Below are 20,309 nucleotides of genomic sequence, written 5' to 3'. Positions count from 1 at the left end.
ACACTGCATGGCTATTGTTCTAACCTCAACAAGAGAGCTGTCATGATTAAGTCCCGTGCCGCTGTAGCCTTTGCCCCCAACGAACCGCTGAAAATTGTCGAAGTGGATGTTGCGCCGCCTAAAGCGGGTGAAGTGTTGGTGCGAATTGTCGCCACTGGTGTTTGCCACACCGACGCTTACACACTTTCCGGTGCGGATTCTGAGGGTGTATTCCCTTCCATTCTGGGTCACGAAGGTGGCGGTATCGTCGAGGCCGTGGGTGAGGGGGTGACCTCGGTAAAAGTGGGCGATCACGTGATTCCGCTGTACACCGCGGAGTGCCGCGAGTGCAAATTCTGCAAATCCGGCAAGACCAATCTGTGCAGCTCTGTGCGTGCCACCCAGGGCAAGGGGCTTATGCCGGACGGCACCAGCCGTTTCAGCTACAACGGCGAGCCGATCTATCACTACATGGGCTGTTCGACCTTCTCGGAGTACACCGTTCTGCCGGAAGTCTCCCTGGCTGTAATTCCGAAAGAAGCGCCGCTTGAGAAGGTCTGCCTGCTGGGCTGCGGTGTCACCACCGGTATCGGTGCGGTGTTGAACACTGCCAAAGTTGAAGAGGGTGCAACCGTAGCGGTGTTTGGTCTGGGCGGTATTGGTTTGGCCGCAATCATCGGCGCCAAGATGGCTAAAGCCTCGCGCATCATCGCTATCGATATTAATCCGGCCAAATTTGATGTGGCCCGTGAGCTGGGCGCTACTGACTTCGTCAATCCGAAGGATTTCGCCAAGCCGATCCAGGAGGTCATCGTTGAGATGACTGATGGCGGTGTGGATTACAGCTTTGAGTGCGTTGGCAACGTGCAGCTGATGCGTGCTGCGTTGGAATGTGCGCACAAAGGCTGGGGCGAGTCGGTGATCATTGGTGTCGCTGAAGCAGGTGCTGAAATCAGTACCCGTCCGTTCCAGTTGGTCACGGGGCGTGTATGGCGTGGCTCTGCTTTTGGTGGTGTGAAAGGCCGTACTGAGCTGCCGAGCTATGTGGAAAAGGCTCAGAAGGGCGAAATCCCACTGGATACCTTTATCACTCACACTATGGGCCTGGATGACATCAACAAGGCATTCGACCTGATGCACGAAGGCAAGAGCATCCGTACCGTAATCCACTACTGATCCATCTTGCGGGCAGCTATAAATGGTTGCCCGCACTGGTCCTGAGGGGATCTTATGACGCTGGAAAATATCTCTTGCCAGAAGAGTGCGGGCGGTTGGCATAAGCGTTACCGCCACCGTTCATCTGTCCTCGGCTGCGACATGGTGTTTGCGGTGTACCTGCCGCCCCAGGCCGAGCAGGGTGAAAAATTGCCGGTGCTGTACTGGCTGAGCGGCTTGACCTGCACGGACGAAAACTTCATGCAGAAGGCTGGCGCGCATAAACTCGCCGCTGAGCTGGGGCTGATTATCGTTGCGCCCGATACCAGTCCGCGTGGTGAAGACGTACCGGATGATCCGGATAAGGCTTGGGATTTTGGGCTGGGGGCGGGCTTTTATGTCAATGCAACCCAGGAGCCTTGGGCCCGTCATTACCGTATGTATGACTATGTGGTACAGGAACTGCCTGCTCTGATTGAGGCGAACTTTCCGGTATCGGATAAGCGTGGTATCAGTGGTCATTCTATGGGCGGTCATGGCGCGCTGATCTGTGCGCTGCGTAATCCGGGGCGTTACCTGTCGGTTTCGGCCTTTGCTCCAATCACCAACCCGGTTAATTGTCCGTGGGGCGAAAAGGCTTTCAGCAACTATCTTGGGGAAGACCGCTCGCGCTGGCGCGAGTGGGATACCTGTGCGCTGATTGCAGATGCCAGTGAGAGATTGCCGATTTTGGTGGATCAGGGCGATCGTGATGACTTTCTCGAAGGTCAGCTCAAGCCGGAAGCACTCAAAGCCGCCGCGCAGGCAGCTGGCCATCCGCTGACGTTGCGTATGCAGCCGGGCTATGACCACAGCTATTACTTCATCGCCAGCTTTATTGATGACCACTTACGACATCATGCCAGTGCATTGAAAGGCTAAAACCGACAAGTAAAGCATACGCGTTCGCCAGTAAGTCATTGTGAGGATGTAGAATTGCGCCCTGACTTTTTCAGGGCGTAGTTTTTTATGCGTATTGGTCACGGTTACGACGTTCATCGCTTCACCGAGGGCAGCTTTATTACCCTGGGTGGCGTACAGATTCCTCATAAATTCGGGTTGCTGGCTCACTCGGATGGAGATGTGTTGCTGCACGCTCTGGCGGACGCACTGCTGGGCGCTGCTGCGCTGGGGGATATCGGCAAGCATTTCCCGGATACGGATGCAGCCTACAAAGGTGCTGACAGCCGTGTTTTGCTGCGCCATGTGGTGTCTCTGCTTCACGCCCGCGGCTGGCAAGTGGGGAATGTGGACGCCACGATCGTCGCCCAGGCCCCGAAGATGGCAGCGCACATTGAAACCATGCGCAACCTGATTGCCGAGGACCTGCAGGTCGAGCTGGATCAGGTCAACGTAAAGGCCACCACCACAGAAAAACTGGGATTCACAGGACGTGAAGAAGGCATTGCCGTTCATGCTGTGGCGCTGCTGGTGAAGCAATGAATGAACTCGAACTGCTGGGTCCTCGCGCCTACGGCGGCGCATGCGGTACAGCGGTGCTTAAGGCGGTCGCTGAAGATTTCCAGGTCGATGAGGTCTTGGATATTCCGTTGGCGGGCGAGGGCGAACATCTGTGGTTGTGGGTGGAAAAGCGCGAGCTGAACACTGAAGAAGCGGCCAAGCGTATTGCCAAAGCTGCCAGTGTTCCGTTGCGTTTGATCAGTTACGCGGGCCTGAAGGACCGCCAGGCTCTGACCCGCCAGTGGTTCAGCCTGCATCTGCCGGGTAAGGCTGATCCTGATCTGAGTACGGCTGAAAACGCCAGTCTGCGCATTCTCAAGCAACAGCGTCATACCCGTAAATTACAACGTGGCGCGCATTCGGCCAATGGCTTTACCCTGCGTCTGACCCAGCTTGAAGTTGATCGCGCTGCGCTTGAACAGCGCCTGCAACTGATTGCTACTAACGGCGTGCCGAATTATTACGGCTTGCAACGATTCGGTTATGAGGGTGGAAACATCGCTCATGCCCGTCATTTTGCGGATGAACGAAAGTTACCTGAGAAGCGCAACATCCGCTCCAGGCTGCTTTCAGCTGTTCGCAGCTACCTGTTTAACAAGGTATTGGCCGAGCGAGTGTTGGCGCAGACTTGGAATCAGGCCCTGCCGGGAGATCTGTTGGCGTTTACAGACAGCCGCAGTTTTTTTCTGGCAGAGGAGGCGCAGTGTTCAGATCCACGCCTGGAAAAGCTTGATCTGCATCCCACAGGACCTTTATGGGGGGCGGGTCAGTCCACTGCGGGCGGGGTTGAGCAACATCTCGAGCAGGCGCTGGCGCAGCAAGAGCCGACACTGGTGGCGTGGCTGGCTGATGCTGGCATGAACCACGAACGTCGCATCCTGCGCCTCCCCATTAGCGGCCTGTCGTGGCATTATCCCGGGTCTGACATTCTGCAACTGGAATTCGTCCTGCCGGCTGGATGCTTCGCCACTGTCGTAGTGCGCGAGCTGGTTGATCTTTTGCCTGCAGGGCAGACGGAAAATACATGCGTATTCTGATTTCTAATGATGATGGGGTGGCCGCACCTGGCCTGGCTGCGCTGTACGAGGCATTGGCCGATTATGCGAGTTGTACCGTCATTGCTCCTGATCAGGACAAAAGCGGCGTGAGCAGCGCGTTGACGCTGGACCGCCCGCTGCATCCAACCACCTTGTCCAATGGATTCATCAGCCTCAATGGCACCCCCACTGACTGTGTGCATCTGGGGCTAAACGGCCTGCTGCCCGATGTGGCAGATATTGTTGTGTCTGGCATCAACCTGGGCGCAAACCTTGGCGACGATGTGCTCTATTCGGGGACGGTGGGGGCTGCGTTGGAAGGGCGCTTTCTGCAGCGCCCGGCCTTTGCGTTTTCATTACTTTCCCGGCAGCCGGACAATCTGCCTACAGCGGCCTATGTCGCTCGCAAGCTGATCGAAGCGCAGGGGCGCTTGGAACTACCGCCGCGAACTGTGCTTAATGTCAATATCCCCAATCTGCCGCTGGATCATATTCGCGGCATCAAACTGACTCGCCTCGGGCACCGTGCGCGTGCCGCAGCTCCGGTTAAGGTCGTTAATCCACGTGGCAAGGAAGGCTACTGGATCTCGGTTGCCGGAGACGCAGAAGATGGCGGACAAGGAACGGATTTTCACGCAGTCATGCAAGGATATGTTTCGATTACCCCTTTACAGCTGGATCGTACGTTCCAGGAAGGCTTCGGTCCCATGCAAACATGGGTGGAGGACTTACTGTGATTCGCCGTGAGCGTGAAGAATTGAATCATCACGGGATTGGTATGACCTCCCAGCGGACCCGTGAACGTTTGATCCAGCGCCTGTATGAAGAAGGTCTGAGCAACGCCCACGTGCTGGAAACAATCCGCCGCACGCCGCGCCATCTGTTTGTGGATGAAGCTCTGGCTCACCGTGCCTATGAGGACACCGCGCTGCCGATCGGCTGTAACCAAACTATCTCCCAGCCTTATATGGTGGCCCGCATGAGCGAGCTGCTGCTGGCCGCCGGTCCATTGGACAAGGTGCTGGAGATCGGTACTGGCTCGGGATACCAGACCGCGATCTTGGCGCAACTGGTCGAGCGCGTATTCACCGTAGAGCGCATTCAAACCCTGCAAGATAAAGCCAAAGAGCGTCTGGCTCAGCTAAACCTGCGTAATGTGGTGTTCCGCTGGGGCGACGGCTGGGAAGGCTGGAACGCTTTAGGGCCGTACAACGGCATTATCGTTACAGCTGCGGCTTCTAATGTACCGCAGGCCCTGCTTGACCAGTTGGCTCCAGGAGGGCGACTGGTTATTCCGGTTGGTGCCGGAGATGTGCAGGAACTGCTGCTTATCGTCAGAGAAGAAGATGGATTTACCCGGCAGGTACTGGATGCTGTGCGCTTTGTACCGTTGCTTAACGGGACTCTGACCTGATAATTCGATTTGGATGATCCTGTGAAAGAATCTGTACTGCTGTATTTAAAAGGTTTAGCCATGGGAGCTGTAGACGTGGTGCCGGGTTTTTCCGGGGGCACGGTTGCGCTGATTACCGGCATCTACGACAAGTTGCTGGCTTCGTTCTCTGCGGCGCCACAGGCCATTGCTCTGTTTCTGCGCGGGCGTATCAAGGAAGCCTGGACAGTCTGCAATGCCACGTTTCTGCTGATCGTCCTGCTGGGCATCTTGACCAGTGTTTTTACTTTGGCACGCTTGATTAGTTATTTGATGCTGGAGCATCCGGTACCACTGTGGTCCTTCTTCTTCGGGCTAGTGTTGGTATCTGTCTATCTGGTCGGGCGTGAAGTGGTCTTGTGGAATGTGGGCCGAGTGGTGACATTTGCTGCCGGCCTGGCATTGGCTATCTGGATTACCTTGGCAGCGCCCCTGCAGCTTGAAGCAACACCACTGATTCTTTTCCTGGCTGGGGCTGTTGCGATCAGCGCGATGATTCTGCCAGGTATTTCCGGCAGTTTTATTCTGGTGCTTTTGGGGCTTTATCCAGTGGTTCTGGGGGCAGTGAAGAACTTTGATCTTGTCGTGCTTACAGTCTTTTGCGCGGGGTGTGCGCTGGGACTGATGACATTTTCGCGCCTGTTGGGCTGGTTGCTGCTTCACGTTCGTGACGTAACGCTGGCCTTCCTCGCAGGCTTGATGCTGGGTTCGCTGGGTAAGGTCTGGCCGTGGAAGCAGACCCTCACATGGCAGACAAACAGTCATGGTGAGTCTTATCCGCTGCTGCAGGAAAACCTCTGGCCGCATACATTCAATGATCTGGTTGGGCAGGATCCACAGCTTATATTCGCGATCGCGTTGGCTCTATCCGGGGTTGTTATGGTTCTGGGCATGGAGTGGCTAGGAAAGCGTTCGCAGCCAGGACTCGCTCGTAACGAATGAACCGGCAGGGTATGGCTATTGCACTAAGCTCTAGGGGCATGATGGCAGACTCGCAGGCTGCTGTTATTGAATCCAATAAGAATGGGGAGAAATGGGTGGGTATCACAGCGATACAACGGTCGATACGCTCCAGCGCTGTTCGCTGCCTGCTGAGTGGCTTTGTTCTGAGTTCTCTTATCAGTGGCTGCACCAGTTCATCGTCTAGTCAGGTTTATGTTGAGGATCGTACCAGCAGTACTAACGCTGCTCAGCGTCGCCAACCTGTGACCAGTGGCCAGTACCGTGTACAGCGTGGCGATACCTTGTATTCCATCGCCTTTCGTTATGGCTGGGACTGGAAAGCCCTTGCTGCTCGTAACAAAATTTCTCCGCCATACGTTATCCGCGTCGGTCAGGTTATTCGTTTTGATGGCCAGCCGGCGACTTCCTCTGTTGCAAGTGCGGCTCAGGCTACACGGACTAGTCCATCGAGCAGTGGTAGTGCGAGCCGCTCTAGTACGGTAGTTTTAACTAGGCCTGCTACAACACAGTCACGTCCAGCTGCACAAACCAGTGCTGCGGTCAGCTCGTTGCCTGCTACTGAAAAATCACCATCTGGGTGGATTTGGCCCACAAATGGTCAGGTTATTGGTCGATTTTCTTCAAACGGCAGTTTGAATAAAGGGATTGATATAAGCGGAGAATTGGGCCAGCCTGTTTTAGCTGCGTCTGATGGATCCGTCGTATATGCGGGAAGTGGACTACGTGGTTACGGTGAGTTAGTGATCATCAAACACAGCGATACCTACGTCAGTGCATATGGACACAACCGTAGGTTGTTGGTGCAGGAGGGGCAAAAGGTTAAAGCTGGACAGAAGATTGCGGAAATGGGCTCCACGGGGACTGACCGTGTCAAACTTCATTTTGAGGTTCGCCGCCAAGGCAAGCCTGTAGACCCACTGCAATACCTGCCTCGACGATGATCTGAGCCTTTACTGTCCCAATTGCGTGCAAATGGATAGGCCCCGCTGATACATAGGAGTTGGTTGATTCGGGGCCTGCTGTCGAACTCAGCAAGGGATAAGAATAATGGCTCTCAATCATAAAGAAGCGCCGGAGTTTGACGTCGAGGATGAAGTGCTCCTCATGGAGCCTACAGTCGTTCTAGACGATGACGTCACTGACAAGTCCTTCCGCCAAGAAAACTCATCAGCCCTTGGGCTCAATAAACAGCACAAGTTTATTGACTACACCCGTGCACTTGATGCAACGCAACTGTATCTCAACGAAATTGGCTTCTCTCCGCTGCTAACCCCAGAGGAAGAAGTGCATTTCGCACGTCTTGCGCAAAAGGGTGATCCGGCTGGTCGTAAGCGAATGATCGAAAGCAATTTGCGACTTGTAGTCAAAATTGCCCGTCGTTATGTCAATCGTGGTTTGTCACTGTTGGACCTCATTGAAGAGGGCAATCTAGGATTGATTCGTGCCGTCGAGAAGTTCGACCCAGAACGAGGTTTTCGTTTTTCTACCTACGCGACGTGGTGGATTCGCCAGACAATCGAACGGGCGATCATGAATCAGACCCGGACCATTCGATTACCGATTCATGTTGTAAAAGAACTAAATATCTATCTGCGTGCAGCGCGTGAGCTGACTCAGAAGCTTGACCATGAGCCTTCTGCTGAGGAAATCGCCAATCTGCTGGAGAAGCCAGTCAGTGAAGTGAAGCGCATGTTGGGCCTGAATGAGCGGGTCTCCTCCGTTGATGTTTCTCTGGGGCAGGACTCTGACAAGACGCTGCTTGATACGCTGACGGACGAGCGCCCCACCGACCCTTGCGAGCTGTTGCAGGATGATGATCTGTCCCAAAGCATCGATCAGTGGCTATCTGAACTGACCGAAAAACAGCGTGAGGTAGTAATTCGCCGATTTGGCCTGCGTGGGCATGAAAGTGCGACGTTGGAAGAAGTAGGGCAGGAGATAGGCTTGACACGTGAGCGTGTGAGGCAGATACAAGTGGAGGCACTTAAAAGGCTCCGTGAGATCCTCGAAAAGAATGGCCTGTCGAGTGAGTCCCTGTTTCAGTGACAGGTTTTCGAAAACCAAGCCCGGCATGAGTCGGGCTTTTTGTTGTCTCTTCTTGTAAGCCATGGCTTACATTTGTGTAGGAGTAGGTCTAAAGAAAGCTTAGGTGATTTGTGTTTGATTTAACAACCCATTGATTTAATTGGTGTTTTTAATTCTTTTCGCGCTGCTGAGCTGATTTTTTCTGCCTCAAGCTCAGTTGATATGAATCTGTAAAACGATAGTATCTAAACCGTGCTTAGGGAGAAGCACAACTGCCAGGATGGTGGTTAGGGACGCTGTAAGGAAACAGTTCATCAGGATGATGAAAGGAAAAAGGGAATAGGGACAAAAGAGTGGGCGGGTTAAACCGCCCCTTTTTTTTTGCCTGCAAAAAATGAAAAAACCCGCACAAGGCGGGTTTTTTGTTGTTGGCTGCGAATTAACGCTCGAGATACTGCAGTTTGTCCTTCACACCATCCCACTCTTCTGCATCAGGCAGAGAATCTTTTTTCTCGGTGATGTTTGGCCATACTTCGGCCAACTCAGCATTCAGCTCAATATATTCCTGCTGATCTTCAGGCACTTCGTCTTCAGAGAAGATGGCCTGGGCCGGACACTCTGGCTCGCACAGGGCGCAGTCAATGCACTCATCCGGGTGAATCACCAGGAAGTTCGGGCCTTCGTAAAAGCAATCCACCGGGCACACTTCAACGCAGTCGGTGTATTTGCATTTGACGCAGTTGTCGGTAACGACGAAGGTCATGTCTGATTCTCTCCTCGGGCACTAGCCCATCCCATCTGAGCGGGTTTTGGGCTAGGTATGGGCCACGGCTCAGGCTATAAGTCGGGCTATCGTAAAAATGCGCGCGATTCTATCAGCTTGTGAGCAAGATGTTTAGAACCGAGTTTTCCAAGCATATAAAAGTTCCAGTGCTTTTCGCGGCGTAATGTCGTCTGGATTGATCTTTTGCAATTCTTCCACCAGAGGGTGGGGGAGGCTGGCGAAGAGATCGCTCTGCATCGGCGCTGTGTTTTGCTGGTCTTGGATGCGTGGTACGTCGTGGGGCAGGCTGGTGGTTTCCAAGCGTGCCAGATGTTCTTTAGCACGCTGAATAACTTCATTCGGTACACCCGCCAGTTGTGCAACAGCCAGACCATAGCTCTGACTGGCGGGGCCGGGCAGAACATGGTGGAGGAACACAATACGTTCGTTGTGCTCGGTGGCATTGAGGTGCACGTTGGCCACAACCGGCTGGCTCTCCGGCAGAACGGTCAGCTCGAAGTAATGCGTGGCAAACAAGGTATAGGCGCGCAGCTTGGCTAGCTGTTCAGCAGCGGCCCAGGCCAGCGAGAGGCCGTCAAAGGTGCTGGTGCCTCGGCCCACTTCATCCATCAGCACCAAGCTGTGTTCCGTAGCGTTATGCAGGATATTGGCGGTTTCGCTCATTTCCACCATAAAGGTTGAGCGGCCACCGGCCAGATCATCACTGGAGCCAATACGCGTGAAAATGCGGTCGACCAGCGACAGTTCGCAGCTTTTCGCGGGGACGAAACTGCCTATGTGGGCGAGCAGTACGATCAGCGCTGTCTGGCGCATGTAAGTGGATTTACCGCCCATGTTCGGGCCGGTAATGATCAACATACGAGTGTTGTCATCCAGATTCAGATCGTTGGCCACGAACGGTGTAGTCAGCACTTGCTCCACCACCGGGTGGCGTCCCTGATCAATTCGCATGCACGGTTCGTCAACAAAGCGCGGGCGGTTCAGATCAAGGTTCAGGGCGCGCTCACTCAGGTTACTGAGTACATCGAGTTCGGCCAGAGCAGCCGCGCTGTCCTGAAGTGGCCCCAGATGGGTAATTAACTGCTCCAGAAGTTCGTCGTAGAGCATTTTTTCCCTTGCCAGAGCGCGGGTTTTGGCCGACAACGCCTTGTCTTCAAATTCTTTCAGCTCTGGCGTGATGAAACGCTCTGCGCCTTTGAGGGTTTGGCGACGGATATAGTCGGCCGGAGCTGACTCGGCCTGTTTGCTTGGCAGCTCAATAAAGTAGCCGTGAACACGGTTGTAGCCGACTTTGAGGTTGGCCAGGCCGGTGCGGGCTTTCTCCCGCGCTTCCAGATCCATCAGATACTGACCAGCGTTCTCGCTGAGGGCTTGCAGCTCATCAAGCTCCGCGTCATAGCCAGTTTTGAGTACGCCGCCATCGCGGATCACAGCGGGCGGGTTTTCGATGATGGCGCGGGCGAGCAGATCGGCCAATTCCGGGTAGGTACTGATGGTGCTGGCCAGTTCGCTGAGGTGCGGCGCTTCCAGGTTGACCATCGCCATTTGTAGTTCAGGCAGCGCTGCCAGAGCATCGCGCAGGCGGGCCAAGTCCCGTGGGCGAGCATTACGCAGGCCGATACGGGCTAGAATTCGCTCCAGATCGCCGATTTCCTTCAGTTGAGGTTGCAGCGTCTCGAAACGATAGCGTTCGAGCAGGCAGGCAATCGACTCTTGGCGAGCTTCAAGGACGGTACGATCTCGCAGTGGGCGGTTTAACCAGCGGCTGAGCAGGCGGCTGCCCATAGCAGTCTGGCAGCGGTCGACAACGGATTGCAGGGTGTTGTCGCGGCCACCGGCCAAGTTGACATCCAGCTCCAAGTTGCGGCGGCTGGCACCGTCGAGGATGACCGTGTCGTCCAGGCGCTCGTGGCGTAGGCTGCGCAAGTGTGGCAAGGCGGTGCGTTGCGTCTCTTTGGCGTAGCTCAGCAGGCAACCAGCGGCCCCGATGGCCAGCGTTAGGTTCTCGCAGCCAAAGCCTTTGAGATCCTGCGTGCCGAACTGTTGGCACAGGCTTTTATGCGCGGTATCCCGCTCAAAGTCCCATGGTGCGCGGCGGCGTGAGCCTCGGCGCTTTTCGGCAGGCAGACCTTGTGGCCAATCATCCGGGATCAACAGCTCAACCGGGTTGAGGCGTTCGAGTTCGGCCAGCAGACTTTCCCAGCCTTTGATTTCCATCACGCTGAAGCGACCGCTGGTGATATCAAGCACCGCCAGGCCGAATAGGCGTTCATCTCCGAGTACTGCGGCAAGGAGGTTGTCGCGGCGCTCATCCAAAAGGGCCTCGTCACTGACGGTGCCGGGGGTAATGATGCGCACAACTTGGCGCTCGACCGGCCCTTTACTGGTGGCCGGATCGCCGATCTGTTCGCAGATCACGACGGATTCGCCCAATTTAACCAGCTTGGCCAGATAACCTTCGGCGGCATGGAACGGAATGCCGCACATAGGAATGGACTGACCGGCTGATTGGCCGCGAGCAGTTAAGGTGATATCCAGCAACTTGGCGGCTTTTTTCGCGTCCTCATAGAAAATCTCGTAAAAGTCGCCCATGCGGTAAAACATCAGCTGATCTGGGTGCTGATTCTTCAGCTTCCAATATTGCTGCATCATCGGCGTATGACTAGATAAATCTTGAATTGCTTTATTCATCAGTAACTTACGAGTCTTGTATTAAAAGCGTGGGGCATATTTGGGGCAAGAGAGAGGCTCTATTGGTTGCCCTGTTCTATTGGCGCTAAGAACTTGGTGCTAAATGATCTGCTTTGATTCCTGCTGCTTCTTAAGAGTATCACGGCTACCAATTTTCTAGCCGTGGGGCCGTTCGTGAATTTTGTAAGTCATTTGTGTATCTGGCTATACATTAGCTACACATGATGTTATCATGCACTACGTGGGCTAAATGCCCAGTGTAAGCGTCGAGTCTATAGGCTCAAAAACACAGAGAGGAACTATTAATGTGTAAAGAAAACCGAAACGCCCGAGGGGTGTGAACACAGTTAAGGAGGTTTGAAAAGTTTCAGAGTTGTAATTTGTAACACTAGGAGGAGTGGGTAATGACCCAAGTAATGAACTGCCTTTCGAGCCCAGTGGTTGAAAGGGAGAAACCCGTGCCAATAAACATGCGGGTAGATACCAAAAAAAGAAGCCTGATTGATGCGGCTGTGGAGTTGTTGGGGACTGATCGGACCAGTTTTATTCTGGAGGCTGCATGCAAGCGGGCCGAGGATGTAATCATGGATCGACAGCTTTTCTTGCTCAACGATGATGCATTTGGCCGTTTCGAGAGGGCGCTTGATGATAATCCAATAAGGAGTAACAAGTGCCTACAGAAATTGATGTCCAGACCAGCCCGGTGGAGCTGAGTAAACCTGAAAAATTAAATAAATTTCATGATGTAAGTGAGTTCGATTGCGGCGAGGCCACAATCAATGATTTCCTGCACAAGAAGGCAAGGAAGGCCCAAGAGAACAAGCATTCTGTTGTCTATGTCTCTTGCTTTAAGGGTACTAATATTGTGGCAGGGTATTACACGCTTTCGGCAGGATCGGTCGTGCGAGAGAATGTAATACCTAAAAGCTATCAGCGTAACTCGCCTACTGTCCACCCTGTGACTATTCTGGGGCGAATGGGGGTTACTGTAGCCGCACAAGGATACGGGTACTCAGTTGATCTGCTTCAAGATGCAATTCGCAGGTGTATTGTTGCGTCAGAAGATATTGCCATTTCAGCAATCCTTGTGCACCCGCTTAACGACCGCTTAGCTGACTTTTATGCGAAAGAGGCTGGTTTTCAGCGTTGCCCGGACCTGTCGCCACTTACAATGATGCTTTCACTTCGTCAGCTGAAGAATTTGGATGATGGTAACTTCTAGGTTTGTGGGGCAGATGTAAATGTCTACCCCACAAAGCTCAGCGAGACATACCAGCCCAGATGCTAGAAAGTTCGTTCGGAGACTCGTCGTCCATCCACTTGGCGTACACCTGTACTAGCATCGTGAAGTCTTTGTGGCCCATCTGCTTGGCTATGAACGCAAGGTTACCACGGGCTACTAAACACCAGCAGGCGTAGGTGTGTCTTGTTTGATACGGTCGGCGTGGGCGGATCTTTGCCCGGCGCTGAATGTTGTGCCACTTGGTATTCCAAGCGGTGGGTACGAACCATGTATTGATCTGCTTTCTGCGGGCTTGTACCAGTGGTGTCAGCAGTGGCGTGACGGTTTCCTGTACTGACTCATGGCGGTTTAGCTCAATCGCCAGCTTTTGAGGGGCTATGCCGTGCTTAATGCCCAGCAGCACCCGGCAGGCTTCAAGGGCTGGGGGGAAGAGCATAACCGTGCGCTTTTTCCCCGTTTTCGGCAGTTTGAACGTACCCGAGCTGGTGATTGACCGGTTCACATGGATCAGCCCGTTGGCCATATCCACATCCTCCCGTGCCAGTGCGCACAACTCCCCCGGCCTGAGGCCTGTGTACACCGCCAGCGTAATAGCAGCGTGGTCCATAGGGTGCAGGCACCCCTTATCCAGCAGCGCCTCAAACTCACTCTTGGTGAGTGGGTCTGGGTCTCTGTCTGTCATCGTGAAGCGTGTGCAAGCTTCAGCCAGGCCTTTGCGGCAGTAGCCGTTGCTCTCACACCAATTCAGGAAGCCCGCTAGTGTTGCCAGATAATGATTTGTCGTTGAGGTGGCGCGCCCTGCGATTAGCTCAACCCGCAGCTTCTGAATATCCTCTGGCAGTAAGATGCTGCCCAGTCTATTGCCGCCCAACAGGTCTACGCAGATATCCAACGCTGCAAAATAGCGACTCTGCGTCTCTGTGGTGATATCGACAGCCTTAAGCGGCTTGTAGCGCTCCAGCAACGCATGCAGGCGTTCATCCTTTGTATTGCTGAAATTTGTGGCATTACGCGAGTTAGGAAAGTGCCGACCGTAATCAAAGGTGCCGATCTTGATGTCATGCAATACGGCTGCCCGTAGCAGGGCAGCGTGCTTGATATTGGCTTTGGTCAGGGGGAGCCCGAGGGTTTCGCGGTAGCGGCGTCTGCGCCACATAAATACGACCCGGATGCTGTTGCCGTGAATCTCGATGCCGGGGTGTTTTGCCAGCTCGGCCTCCAGGCTCGCTTTTGCTTGTGTTGTGCTGCTCATTTACGTTGTGTTCTCCGTTGGCCTGTGGCGTCCTGCCAGGCCGCTATGCAGCCTCTTGTGGCGTGCTTTCTACCCAGCGATCTACTTCTTCAAGGTTGATGAAGATTCGCCCGTCCTTTGCTTTTCGCCACATGCGGCCTTGCGTCCACATGCCGTTTTTAACTTTGTGCTCGATAGCATTTACGGTGTAGCCGAAGAGTTCGGCGGCTTTGGGGATCAATACCCATCGTGGAGTGCTCATAAGGCTTCCTTTCGTTGTCAGTGATGGTTAAGGGATGCCGCCTGAGTGGTTTCAGCGGGCATATGAAGTCCGTTCACCTGATTTGCATCGGGCGAATCTCAAATGAGGTAATTGATTTGCTGCTCGCTGAGTGCCTGGTGCTTCAGGCGGCTTGTTGCAGAGCGTTGATGATGTTGCGTACTGGCTCAGGGCAAACGGCGTTGCCGAGCATGTGAACAGCCAGCCTGTGGTTGTCAGGGATTTTGTAAGTGTCGGGGAAGCTCATTGCCGCACGGCATTCAAAGCGGTTAAGCATGCGCATACGGTCACCGTCTACGATGGCCCAGCGATCTCGGGTGGTGATCGTGCCAATTGGGCGGTTCAGGCTACGGCCGGTAAGCCCCGATCCGCTGCCGTAGTAGGGCATGATGAATCTGTCTCCAAACTGACGTCGCCCACTCGCAATCCTGCGCAGCGTTGCTGCTGAGCGGCCAGGCTTCTCAATGGGTGACCACTTATTGCTGTTGCTGAGGTCGATAAAGGTGCTGGCAGGGATGTGTGGCTGCGTTTGCAGCCGCAGCATCAACGGGGCTTTGGACTTAGCCAGTACAAGAAACATACGCACCCGATTTTGTGGGGCTCCGTGGTCGGCTGCGTCGATTATGTGCGGCGCTACTGAGTAACCCAGTGCATTCATAGCCGCTTCCCATGGATGGTAAAGCTGCCAACCAAGAAACTCAGGCACATTTTCCACAAGGATAAATTCTGGCCGGTGGTACTCGGCTGCCGATACAACCGCCCAGGCGGTTGACCGGCTGGCGTCGTGCTGAGGGTTGCCGTGAGTCTTGCCTCTGGCTCGGCTGTGGCCTTGGCAGCACGGGCTGGCCAGCATCAAGTCATGAGCGGGAACCATAGACCAGTCAGCCTGATGAAGGTCTTGGCAAAGGTGTTGCGCTCCGGGGTGGTTAAGTTGGTGCCAGTGCACGGCATCGGGCCAATGGTTTGCGGCCCATACAACTTCTACGCCCGCACGTGTTGCGCCAGTACTGAAACCGCCAGTACCGGCAAAAAGGTCAATTGCTTTCATGGTTTTCCAGAAGTATCTGCACATACAAACAGGTCGTGCTATGGCCCGTATCTGTGTAGATTGGGGTGTCAATGCTGAAATAGGTTAAGGAGGTTCTATGGAAAAGCTTTTGGATGAACTTACTCGAAGAGATTTGGGTTGGGTTCATGATGTCTGGGTTCAGATCGGACAGATCAATGATCCTGGGGTGACAGTATTTTTCAAACTTATAGTTATACTTAGTGATGCTAAGGACGAGAGACCAAGAGATCCTGACCACGTCCTTAGCATCACTCTACCCCGCGAGGATGAGGGAGATCTGAATAAGATCAAAGACGCTCTTTTAAATAATCCGTCGCTTAAGCACGCCCATGATTACATCAGAAATCACGGTTGGTACCGGGCAACAGCAGAAGTATTTCCTTAGTAGTAACCTCATGATCCATCTGTAAGGTGAATGTATTTCTGGTTGGGCGTAATTCACCCTCCAATACTTGCTGAAGCCTCCGGACATCTTTGACCGTTTGCCGGAATCCTAGGACTTTGTCGGTGTCGGTGTCGGTGTCGGTGTCGGTGTCGGTGTCGGTGTCGAGGATGCGGATCATGACTCTGCCGGAGGCATGGAGTGGGTGGCGCGAGGGTTGTAGAGACTATGGGGAGCTTCATCAGTTTTAGATAAATACAAGCTAAACTGACTTGCCGGACTCAAGAATTTTAGGATGTTCATACAGTTCCCTCTGGATGTGGGTTGATCTAGTCGCTTGTAAGCTAAGGCTCAGAAAAAATTGCGGTTCAAATGTCGCTATTCTTTAGTCTGTCTTGAGATGTTTAACGATGGCGGTGCCTGATGGTTGAAGTGGATGCAAAGGGTAACCCTGTAGACAAAGTTTGCAGATACTGTAAGCAACTGTTCACTGCTAAAGCACTTAGGAAACACTTGCATATATGTACAGGGCCAGTTGGTGCTCGGGTGTGTGATCTTAGTGGCGCAGCGAGAGCTCATCGGTTGCGAATGCTGTTCGGTCCTAAAAAGAAAAAAGCGAAGAAACGTAGCGTTTTCACAGTCAATGGCGGTGCATACGGCTTGGGCAAAAGCAGAAAGCACTGAGTTGCTCTGATGATTCATTTACTGTCAAACCAGTAGCTGAAAGGATTGCATGATGTTCATGTGGTTTTCATCTGGTTTAAATCGCATGGGTCAGGCATCAGGCGCAGGTGACCAAACCCTGGCCGTGAGGCCAGCCCTGATGCCTGCCGGTGCGATTTAGTTGTTGTGGTTGGGTAGCTGGCAGCATGTGCGTCAGGCTGTAAGCAAGAACTCGGGGCGGGTGATGCGGACTTGTTGCAGTGTTCGCGGGCGCTCCGGGCGGCGGATGGGTTGGGCTTCGGTTGTGTGGCCGGTGTTTAGCATCATGACCAGGGCAAGTGGGGTGATGATGCCGCGGCGGAAGGCCTCTACAATTACACCGCGCATTGTGTGTTGCATGCCCATTTTGAAGCGCACACGGTCTGCGCGTTTTTTGATTGTGTCTGGCGCTACGCGCTGTTCTCGGGCCAGTTCTTTGTAGGTTTTATCGGCTGCTGTACCTGCCAGCAGTTCGGCTTCCTTTCTTGTCAGGCCACGCAGGGCGATCCTGAAGCCGTGGCTTTCGATTACTTCACTCATGTTCTCGCTCTGGGGTGGTGTCTTCCCGGATGCCACTGTTGCCAATGGCATCGAGGAAAACGGTGCTTTCCATTACCGCCGAAAGGGGGCGGGGCGCATTGCTTGCCGGGTCGTTCGCACGGTTAAGGCGTTTAGCCTTCGGGCAGCCGTTCTGGTTTTTCCAGACGTGGGCAGTCGCGCTGGACTGTCTGCTCGCCGGTAGCTGGTAGAGGCAATGCGGTCTGTTTGGTGTTGCATGTTTTTTTAAAGAGCGATGAGCGTGTGTGCCGATCTAAATATAGGTACACCTGTTTATTTGGTCAATAGGCATTCCTATATTTTGTTATCTAAGCCACCGTATCGGCGTTGGGAGAGCTAATATGCAGCTGACTAAATCTACGGATTAAGTAGCTTCAAGAGGGCTGGGGTGGTCTAAATGACGAGCTTAATCTAGGCAAAAAAAAGCCCGCGCTAGGCGGGCTTTGTGTGGGGGGACTAGGCAACTTTTTTCCACCAATCGATGGTTAGATTAGCTAGTACGTCGCTCGAGGGTGCCTCAATGATATCGATGCCTGAGCGCTGGTAGCGGTCGAGTAGTCGACGCGTTATGTCTTGGTGTTTGGTGAATTCGGTACGACTCATGCCACTGCTTTCTTGTGGCATCAATACTGACATTGAGGATCGTTCGCGGTCAGAGTTACTAGCTACAAGCAGTAGATCCGAAGCTGCTTGCAGTAAATTATTTTCGACCACAATCGGGCTCTTGTACCAAGCGGAGACAATTGCACCTGCCGCATGCTCGTTCAAGAGAGGTACATCAACATCGATAGTCGCTCTGTTGTTCAGCTTCAGCCGATAGGGCTCGTTACAGATTATGTGATCAGCTTCAAGTGCCATTTTCTCGCGCATGATCTCAAACAAAGTTTCACGCACTTTGTGGTTGGATTTATAGCGAAAATTATTGTTGCGATGCTTGTCTATCGGCACGCCAAGAGTGACAACGTCGAGGAAGAACTCATCCACAACACTTTCAGGGTTAACACCAGAGGCGTATAGAGGTTCACCCAAGCGTATGGTGTCACTCAGCTCATCGGGAAGGTCGGAGTGGTGTCGGCGTATAGTTTCCTCAATATCCAGCATCAGGTGATGGAGACTATCGTGATCTATACGCTGTCCATACAAGCATTTGATGCGCTCAAAGCTGTCAAGCATCCGGACTTCAACCTTGTCGGAGTACTTGAACAATACGCCTACATTAAGGTATTCCCCTGTATCCTCATCAAGGCACGCGCTAATAGTTCGCCAGTTCCCGTTTACCCCGGTCTGATCGGGCGCGCTGAGTCGTTTTCGTAAACTAGCTAGATTACTCATATGACCATGCCGATTGATTTAGCGTATGCCGATGGTGTGTGCCGCGACTGCAGCAGCAGGATGATAGCGTCAGTATCCAGAGTGTCGAAAAACTCTACAAGTACAGCTCTAGCAGCAGCCTCTCCCCGTTCCCTGAAGCTAACTGCGAACGAATTGTATGCCATGAGCATCTCGCTTTTCCTGGGCAGGCTGTCTGTCCATTTGGGTTCATGGGCATCAATGAAGTTCCGTAAGCGATTAGCTGGTGTGTAGCTTGATCCTGTTGAACCCAAATACCCAGGTTGCCAGTTAGGGTAGATGAGGATGCGACCGTGGTCGATCAGCGTAAGCTCAGGACTGCTGGCAAGCAAATTACCTGGATGGCGGTCAGAGTTGAATAGCCAGTCATCAAAGGCGATAACTTTCGGAATATCAGGTGCGTTGATAAGTTGATGGACCAAGCGTTTGAGACGGCGTTGCTGCAGAAAATCTAGCCTGATACCGCTCATGTGCTTTTGCACGAGGTTCGGATGGTTCATATCTTGACTGAACCAGCATAAATAGTTTTCTTGCAGTTGGCCCTGACCTAAATCTCTTAGAGCTTCAAGCGTAGGCTGCGGAATCTGAGCGGGGGTCAAAAGGATGATTCCAGCCACGGTCGCCACCTTAAACCCGCAGGCTTGGGCTAAAACGTAACCAAGTGACTCATTGATGATCTCTCGATTGTCGACCCGCCTGAGTGTTCTAGGGCAATCGATTTGGTCGGGTAAAGGCTTAACGTAACAGCGCACGCTTTCGCCATCTACTCTGATTTTTGCGCGGAACAATGGACTTATTCCGCTAACCTTTGGTGCGCTCAGCACCCCTGAAAATGCATCACCGCTTAAAATGTGAATCATATTTCTGCAGCTTTTCCTAGGGTGCTGGCGGATTCATGCATGAAGCCTTATCGCCGTTATTGTTTTGCTGGTGAGTTTAGATCGACACGTACCTGCTAGCCTTAACGATAGCTCCGACAACATGAATTCTATCGATTTGACTCAAAAGCATAGTGATAGGGGCATGAGCCTCATTGACGCTCAGCAGTCTCACTTCCCCATCGCGGCAGTACATGAAAACTTTAATCATTGACTGGCCGTCTAGGGTCTTAACTAGTACCTCATCACCAGCCACATAGCCCTTATTTGGCTCTATTAGTACGTATTCCCCGCTTCGTATGCGAGGTTCCATGCTGTCACCAACGACTTTGAGTGCGTAAGCGTTTGGGTCGTTGCTATAAATCTGCACATAGCCATCTCCGTGGCCAACCGGAAAGTCCAAAGCTTCAAAATAGCCATTAGAACCGAGCTGGGCCATCCCTACCACAGGCACTATTCCCTCCTTGATCGGTACAGGCTCTCCCTCTACGTTGCCGTTCACGGCTTGTTGTGCTGGTGGTGAATGAAGGTTGGTCATTTCACCGATCCCTGTTTCAAGCCAGATGGCGCTAACACCGCAATGCATAGCTATAGATGCATTGAAAGAGGACGAGGCAGACTTCTCTGTTTCTAAGTCAGAAATAGAGGTCTGGGTGATTCCGACCTTCTTGGCCAGTTCGCCCTGTGTAAGTTTGGCATGCTTGCGAGCAGCCTTAAGTCGTTTTGCGTAGCTCATAGTCCACTTTTATATAGGTGAGCCTATATTCTTGCAAACAGGTATTCCTATATGTATCTTTATAGGAAATCCTATTTTCTGGTGATTTGATGAATATATATGTGCGGCTAGTCCTCCATTTTGAAGACCAAGAGAAAACGGCGGTTGCACTTGGCGTTAAGCAGGGGACCGTTTCTGGATGGGTCACAGGGCGGCATGGAATGAGCGCCGTAACTGCTCTTCTCGCTGAAAAAATTACGAGAGGGCAATTCAAGGCTTCGGATCTCTGTCCAGCCTTATCCAGGGCAACTGAAGCCATCCAGCCATGAATTACA

The 20,309-nt window shown here is 53.1% G+C and carries 21 protein-coding genes; 12 read left to right on the top strand and 9 right to left on the bottom strand.

The features are described 5' to 3' along the window. Nucleotides 1-42: 42 nt before the first annotated feature. The 9 genes from AO726_RS02835 (at nucleotide 43) to rpoS (ending at nucleotide 8,112) form a co-directional block, all read left to right on the top strand. The gene (locus AO726_RS02835; RefSeq protein WP_058066528.1) at nucleotides 43-1,155 is read left to right on the top strand and encodes an S-(hydroxymethyl)glutathione dehydrogenase/class III alcohol dehydrogenase; all 1,113 of its coding nucleotides are present in this window, start codon (nucleotides 43-45) and stop codon (nucleotides 1,153-1,155) included. Between the two features lie 54 nt (nucleotides 1,156-1,209). Further along, on the top strand, nucleotides 1,210-2,055 hold the full coding sequence (gene fghA, locus AO726_RS02830; protein ID WP_058066527.1) for an S-formylglutathione hydrolase: 846 nt from the start codon (nucleotides 1,210-1,212) through the stop codon (nucleotides 2,053-2,055). Between the two features lie 87 nt (nucleotides 2,056-2,142). After that, nucleotides 2,143-2,616 carry a 2-C-methyl-D-erythritol 2,4-cyclodiphosphate synthase gene (gene ispF / locus AO726_RS02825; protein WP_058066526.1) on the top strand — a complete coding sequence of 158 codons (474 nt, stop codon included), beginning with the start codon at nucleotides 2,143-2,145 and terminating at the stop codon, nucleotides 2,614-2,616. Further along, nucleotides 2,613-3,671: a tRNA pseudouridine(13) synthase TruD gene (gene truD, locus AO726_RS02820; RefSeq protein WP_058066525.1), complete on the top strand. Its 1,059-nt coding sequence runs from the start codon at nucleotides 2,613-2,615 to the stop codon at nucleotides 3,669-3,671. Before ispF ends, truD begins: the two co-directional genes overlap by 4 nt. Further along, nucleotides 3,659-4,408: a 5'/3'-nucleotidase SurE gene (gene surE, locus AO726_RS02815; protein ID WP_058066524.1), complete on the top strand. Its 750-nt coding sequence runs from the start codon at nucleotides 3,659-3,661 to the stop codon at nucleotides 4,406-4,408. Before truD ends, surE begins: the two co-directional genes overlap by 13 nt. Nucleotides 4,409-4,449: 41 nt before the next feature. Continuing rightward, nucleotides 4,450-5,085 (top strand): protein-L-isoaspartate(D-aspartate) O-methyltransferase, encoded by a 636-nt coding sequence (locus AO726_RS02810; RefSeq protein WP_162491574.1) that lies wholly within the window; start codon nucleotides 4,450-4,452, stop codon nucleotides 5,083-5,085. A 21-nt stretch (nucleotides 5,086-5,106) separates the two neighbouring features. After that, nucleotides 5,107-6,045: a DUF368 domain-containing protein gene (locus AO726_RS02805; protein ID WP_058066523.1), complete on the top strand. Its 939-nt coding sequence runs from the start codon at nucleotides 5,107-5,109 to the stop codon at nucleotides 6,043-6,045. A 95-nt stretch (nucleotides 6,046-6,140) separates the two neighbouring features. Next, complete coding sequence (locus AO726_RS20870) at nucleotides 6,141-7,007, top strand: peptidoglycan DD-metalloendopeptidase family protein (protein ID WP_082629056.1); 867 nt, start codon at nucleotides 6,141-6,143, stop codon at nucleotides 7,005-7,007. 106 nt (nucleotides 7,008-7,113) lie between these two features. Further along, the gene (gene rpoS / locus AO726_RS02800; RefSeq protein ID WP_058066522.1) at nucleotides 7,114-8,112 is read left to right on the top strand and encodes an RNA polymerase sigma factor RpoS; all 999 of its coding nucleotides are present in this window, start codon (nucleotides 7,114-7,116) and stop codon (nucleotides 8,110-8,112) included. Between the two features lie 418 nt (nucleotides 8,113-8,530). Here rpoS and fdxA read toward each other — a convergent pair whose 3' ends face one another. Both fdxA and mutS read right to left on the bottom strand, forming a co-directional pair. After that, nucleotides 8,531-8,854 (bottom strand): ferredoxin FdxA, encoded by a 324-nt coding sequence (fdxA, locus tag AO726_RS02795; protein WP_058066521.1) that lies wholly within the window; start codon nucleotides 8,852-8,854, stop codon nucleotides 8,531-8,533. 132 nt (nucleotides 8,855-8,986) lie between these two features. Further along, nucleotides 8,987-11,554, bottom strand: a complete 2,568-nt coding sequence (gene mutS / locus AO726_RS02790; protein ID WP_162491573.1) for a DNA mismatch repair protein MutS — start codon at nucleotides 11,552-11,554, stop codon at nucleotides 8,987-8,989. Between the two features lie 416 nt (nucleotides 11,555-11,970). On the opposite strand from mutS, the gene AO726_RS02785 reads away from it, so the two are divergent. Further along, nucleotides 11,971-12,279 carry a type II toxin-antitoxin system TacA family antitoxin gene (locus AO726_RS02785; protein WP_058066519.1) on the top strand — a complete coding sequence of 103 codons (309 nt, stop codon included), beginning with the start codon at nucleotides 11,971-11,973 and terminating at the stop codon, nucleotides 12,277-12,279. Beyond that, nucleotides 12,237-12,788 (top strand): hypothetical protein, encoded by a 552-nt coding sequence (locus tag AO726_RS02780; protein ID WP_241492038.1) that lies wholly within the window; start codon nucleotides 12,237-12,239, stop codon nucleotides 12,786-12,788. The genes AO726_RS02785 and AO726_RS02780 overlap by 43 nt, the downstream gene beginning before the upstream one ends. 37 nt (nucleotides 12,789-12,825) lie before the next feature. Here the strand turns inward: AO726_RS02780 and AO726_RS02775 are convergent, their stop codons facing one another. The 3 genes from AO726_RS02775 to AO726_RS02765 form a co-directional block, all read right to left on the bottom strand. Then, on the bottom strand, nucleotides 12,826-14,061 hold the full coding sequence (locus AO726_RS02775; protein ID WP_058066517.1) for a site-specific integrase: 1,236 nt from the start codon (nucleotides 14,059-14,061) through the stop codon (nucleotides 12,826-12,828). Between the two features lie 43 nt (nucleotides 14,062-14,104). Next, complete coding sequence (locus AO726_RS02770; RefSeq protein ID WP_058066516.1) at nucleotides 14,105-14,302, bottom strand: hypothetical protein; 198 nt, start codon at nucleotides 14,300-14,302, stop codon at nucleotides 14,105-14,107. 142 nt (nucleotides 14,303-14,444) lie between these two features. Continuing rightward, complete coding sequence (locus AO726_RS02765) at nucleotides 14,445-15,368, bottom strand: DNA cytosine methyltransferase (RefSeq protein ID WP_058066515.1); 924 nt, start codon at nucleotides 15,366-15,368, stop codon at nucleotides 14,445-14,447. Nucleotides 15,369-15,465: 97 nt separating this feature from the next. On the opposite strand from AO726_RS02765, the gene AO726_RS02760 reads away from it, so the two are divergent. After that, nucleotides 15,466-15,774, top strand: a complete 309-nt coding sequence (locus AO726_RS02760) for a hypothetical protein (protein ID WP_058066514.1) — start codon at nucleotides 15,466-15,468, stop codon at nucleotides 15,772-15,774. Nucleotides 15,775-16,647: 873 nt separating this feature from the next. On the opposite strand, the gene AO726_RS02755 is transcribed toward AO726_RS02760, so the two are convergent. The 4 genes from AO726_RS02755 to AO726_RS02740 form a co-directional block, all read right to left on the bottom strand. Next, nucleotides 16,648-17,013 (bottom strand): LuxR C-terminal-related transcriptional regulator, encoded by a 366-nt coding sequence (locus tag AO726_RS02755; protein ID WP_058066513.1) that lies wholly within the window; start codon nucleotides 17,011-17,013, stop codon nucleotides 16,648-16,650. A 474-nt stretch (nucleotides 17,014-17,487) separates the two neighbouring features. Further along, a complete protein-coding gene (locus AO726_RS02750; protein ID WP_058066512.1) occupies nucleotides 17,488-18,363 on the bottom strand; it encodes a hypothetical protein in 876 nt (291 codons plus the stop codon). Continuing rightward, a complete protein-coding gene (locus tag AO726_RS02745; protein ID WP_058066511.1) occupies nucleotides 18,360-19,241 on the bottom strand; it encodes a hypothetical protein in 882 nt (293 codons plus the stop codon). The genes AO726_RS02750 and AO726_RS02745 overlap by 4 nt, the downstream gene beginning before the upstream one ends. 76 nt (nucleotides 19,242-19,317) lie before the next feature. After that, nucleotides 19,318-19,995, bottom strand: a complete 678-nt coding sequence (locus tag AO726_RS02740; protein WP_058066510.1) for a LexA family transcriptional regulator — start codon at nucleotides 19,993-19,995, stop codon at nucleotides 19,318-19,320. Nucleotides 19,996-20,309: the final 314 nt, after the last annotated feature.

The sequence above is a fragment of the Pseudomonas sp. TTU2014-080ASC genome (assembly GCF_001446935.1).
In the GTDB taxonomy this organism is placed as follows: domain Bacteria; phylum Pseudomonadota; class Gammaproteobacteria; order Pseudomonadales; family Pseudomonadaceae; genus Aquipseudomonas.
Note: the sequence above shows the minus strand (reverse complement) of the source record. Positions and strands in the feature narration are given on the sequence as shown.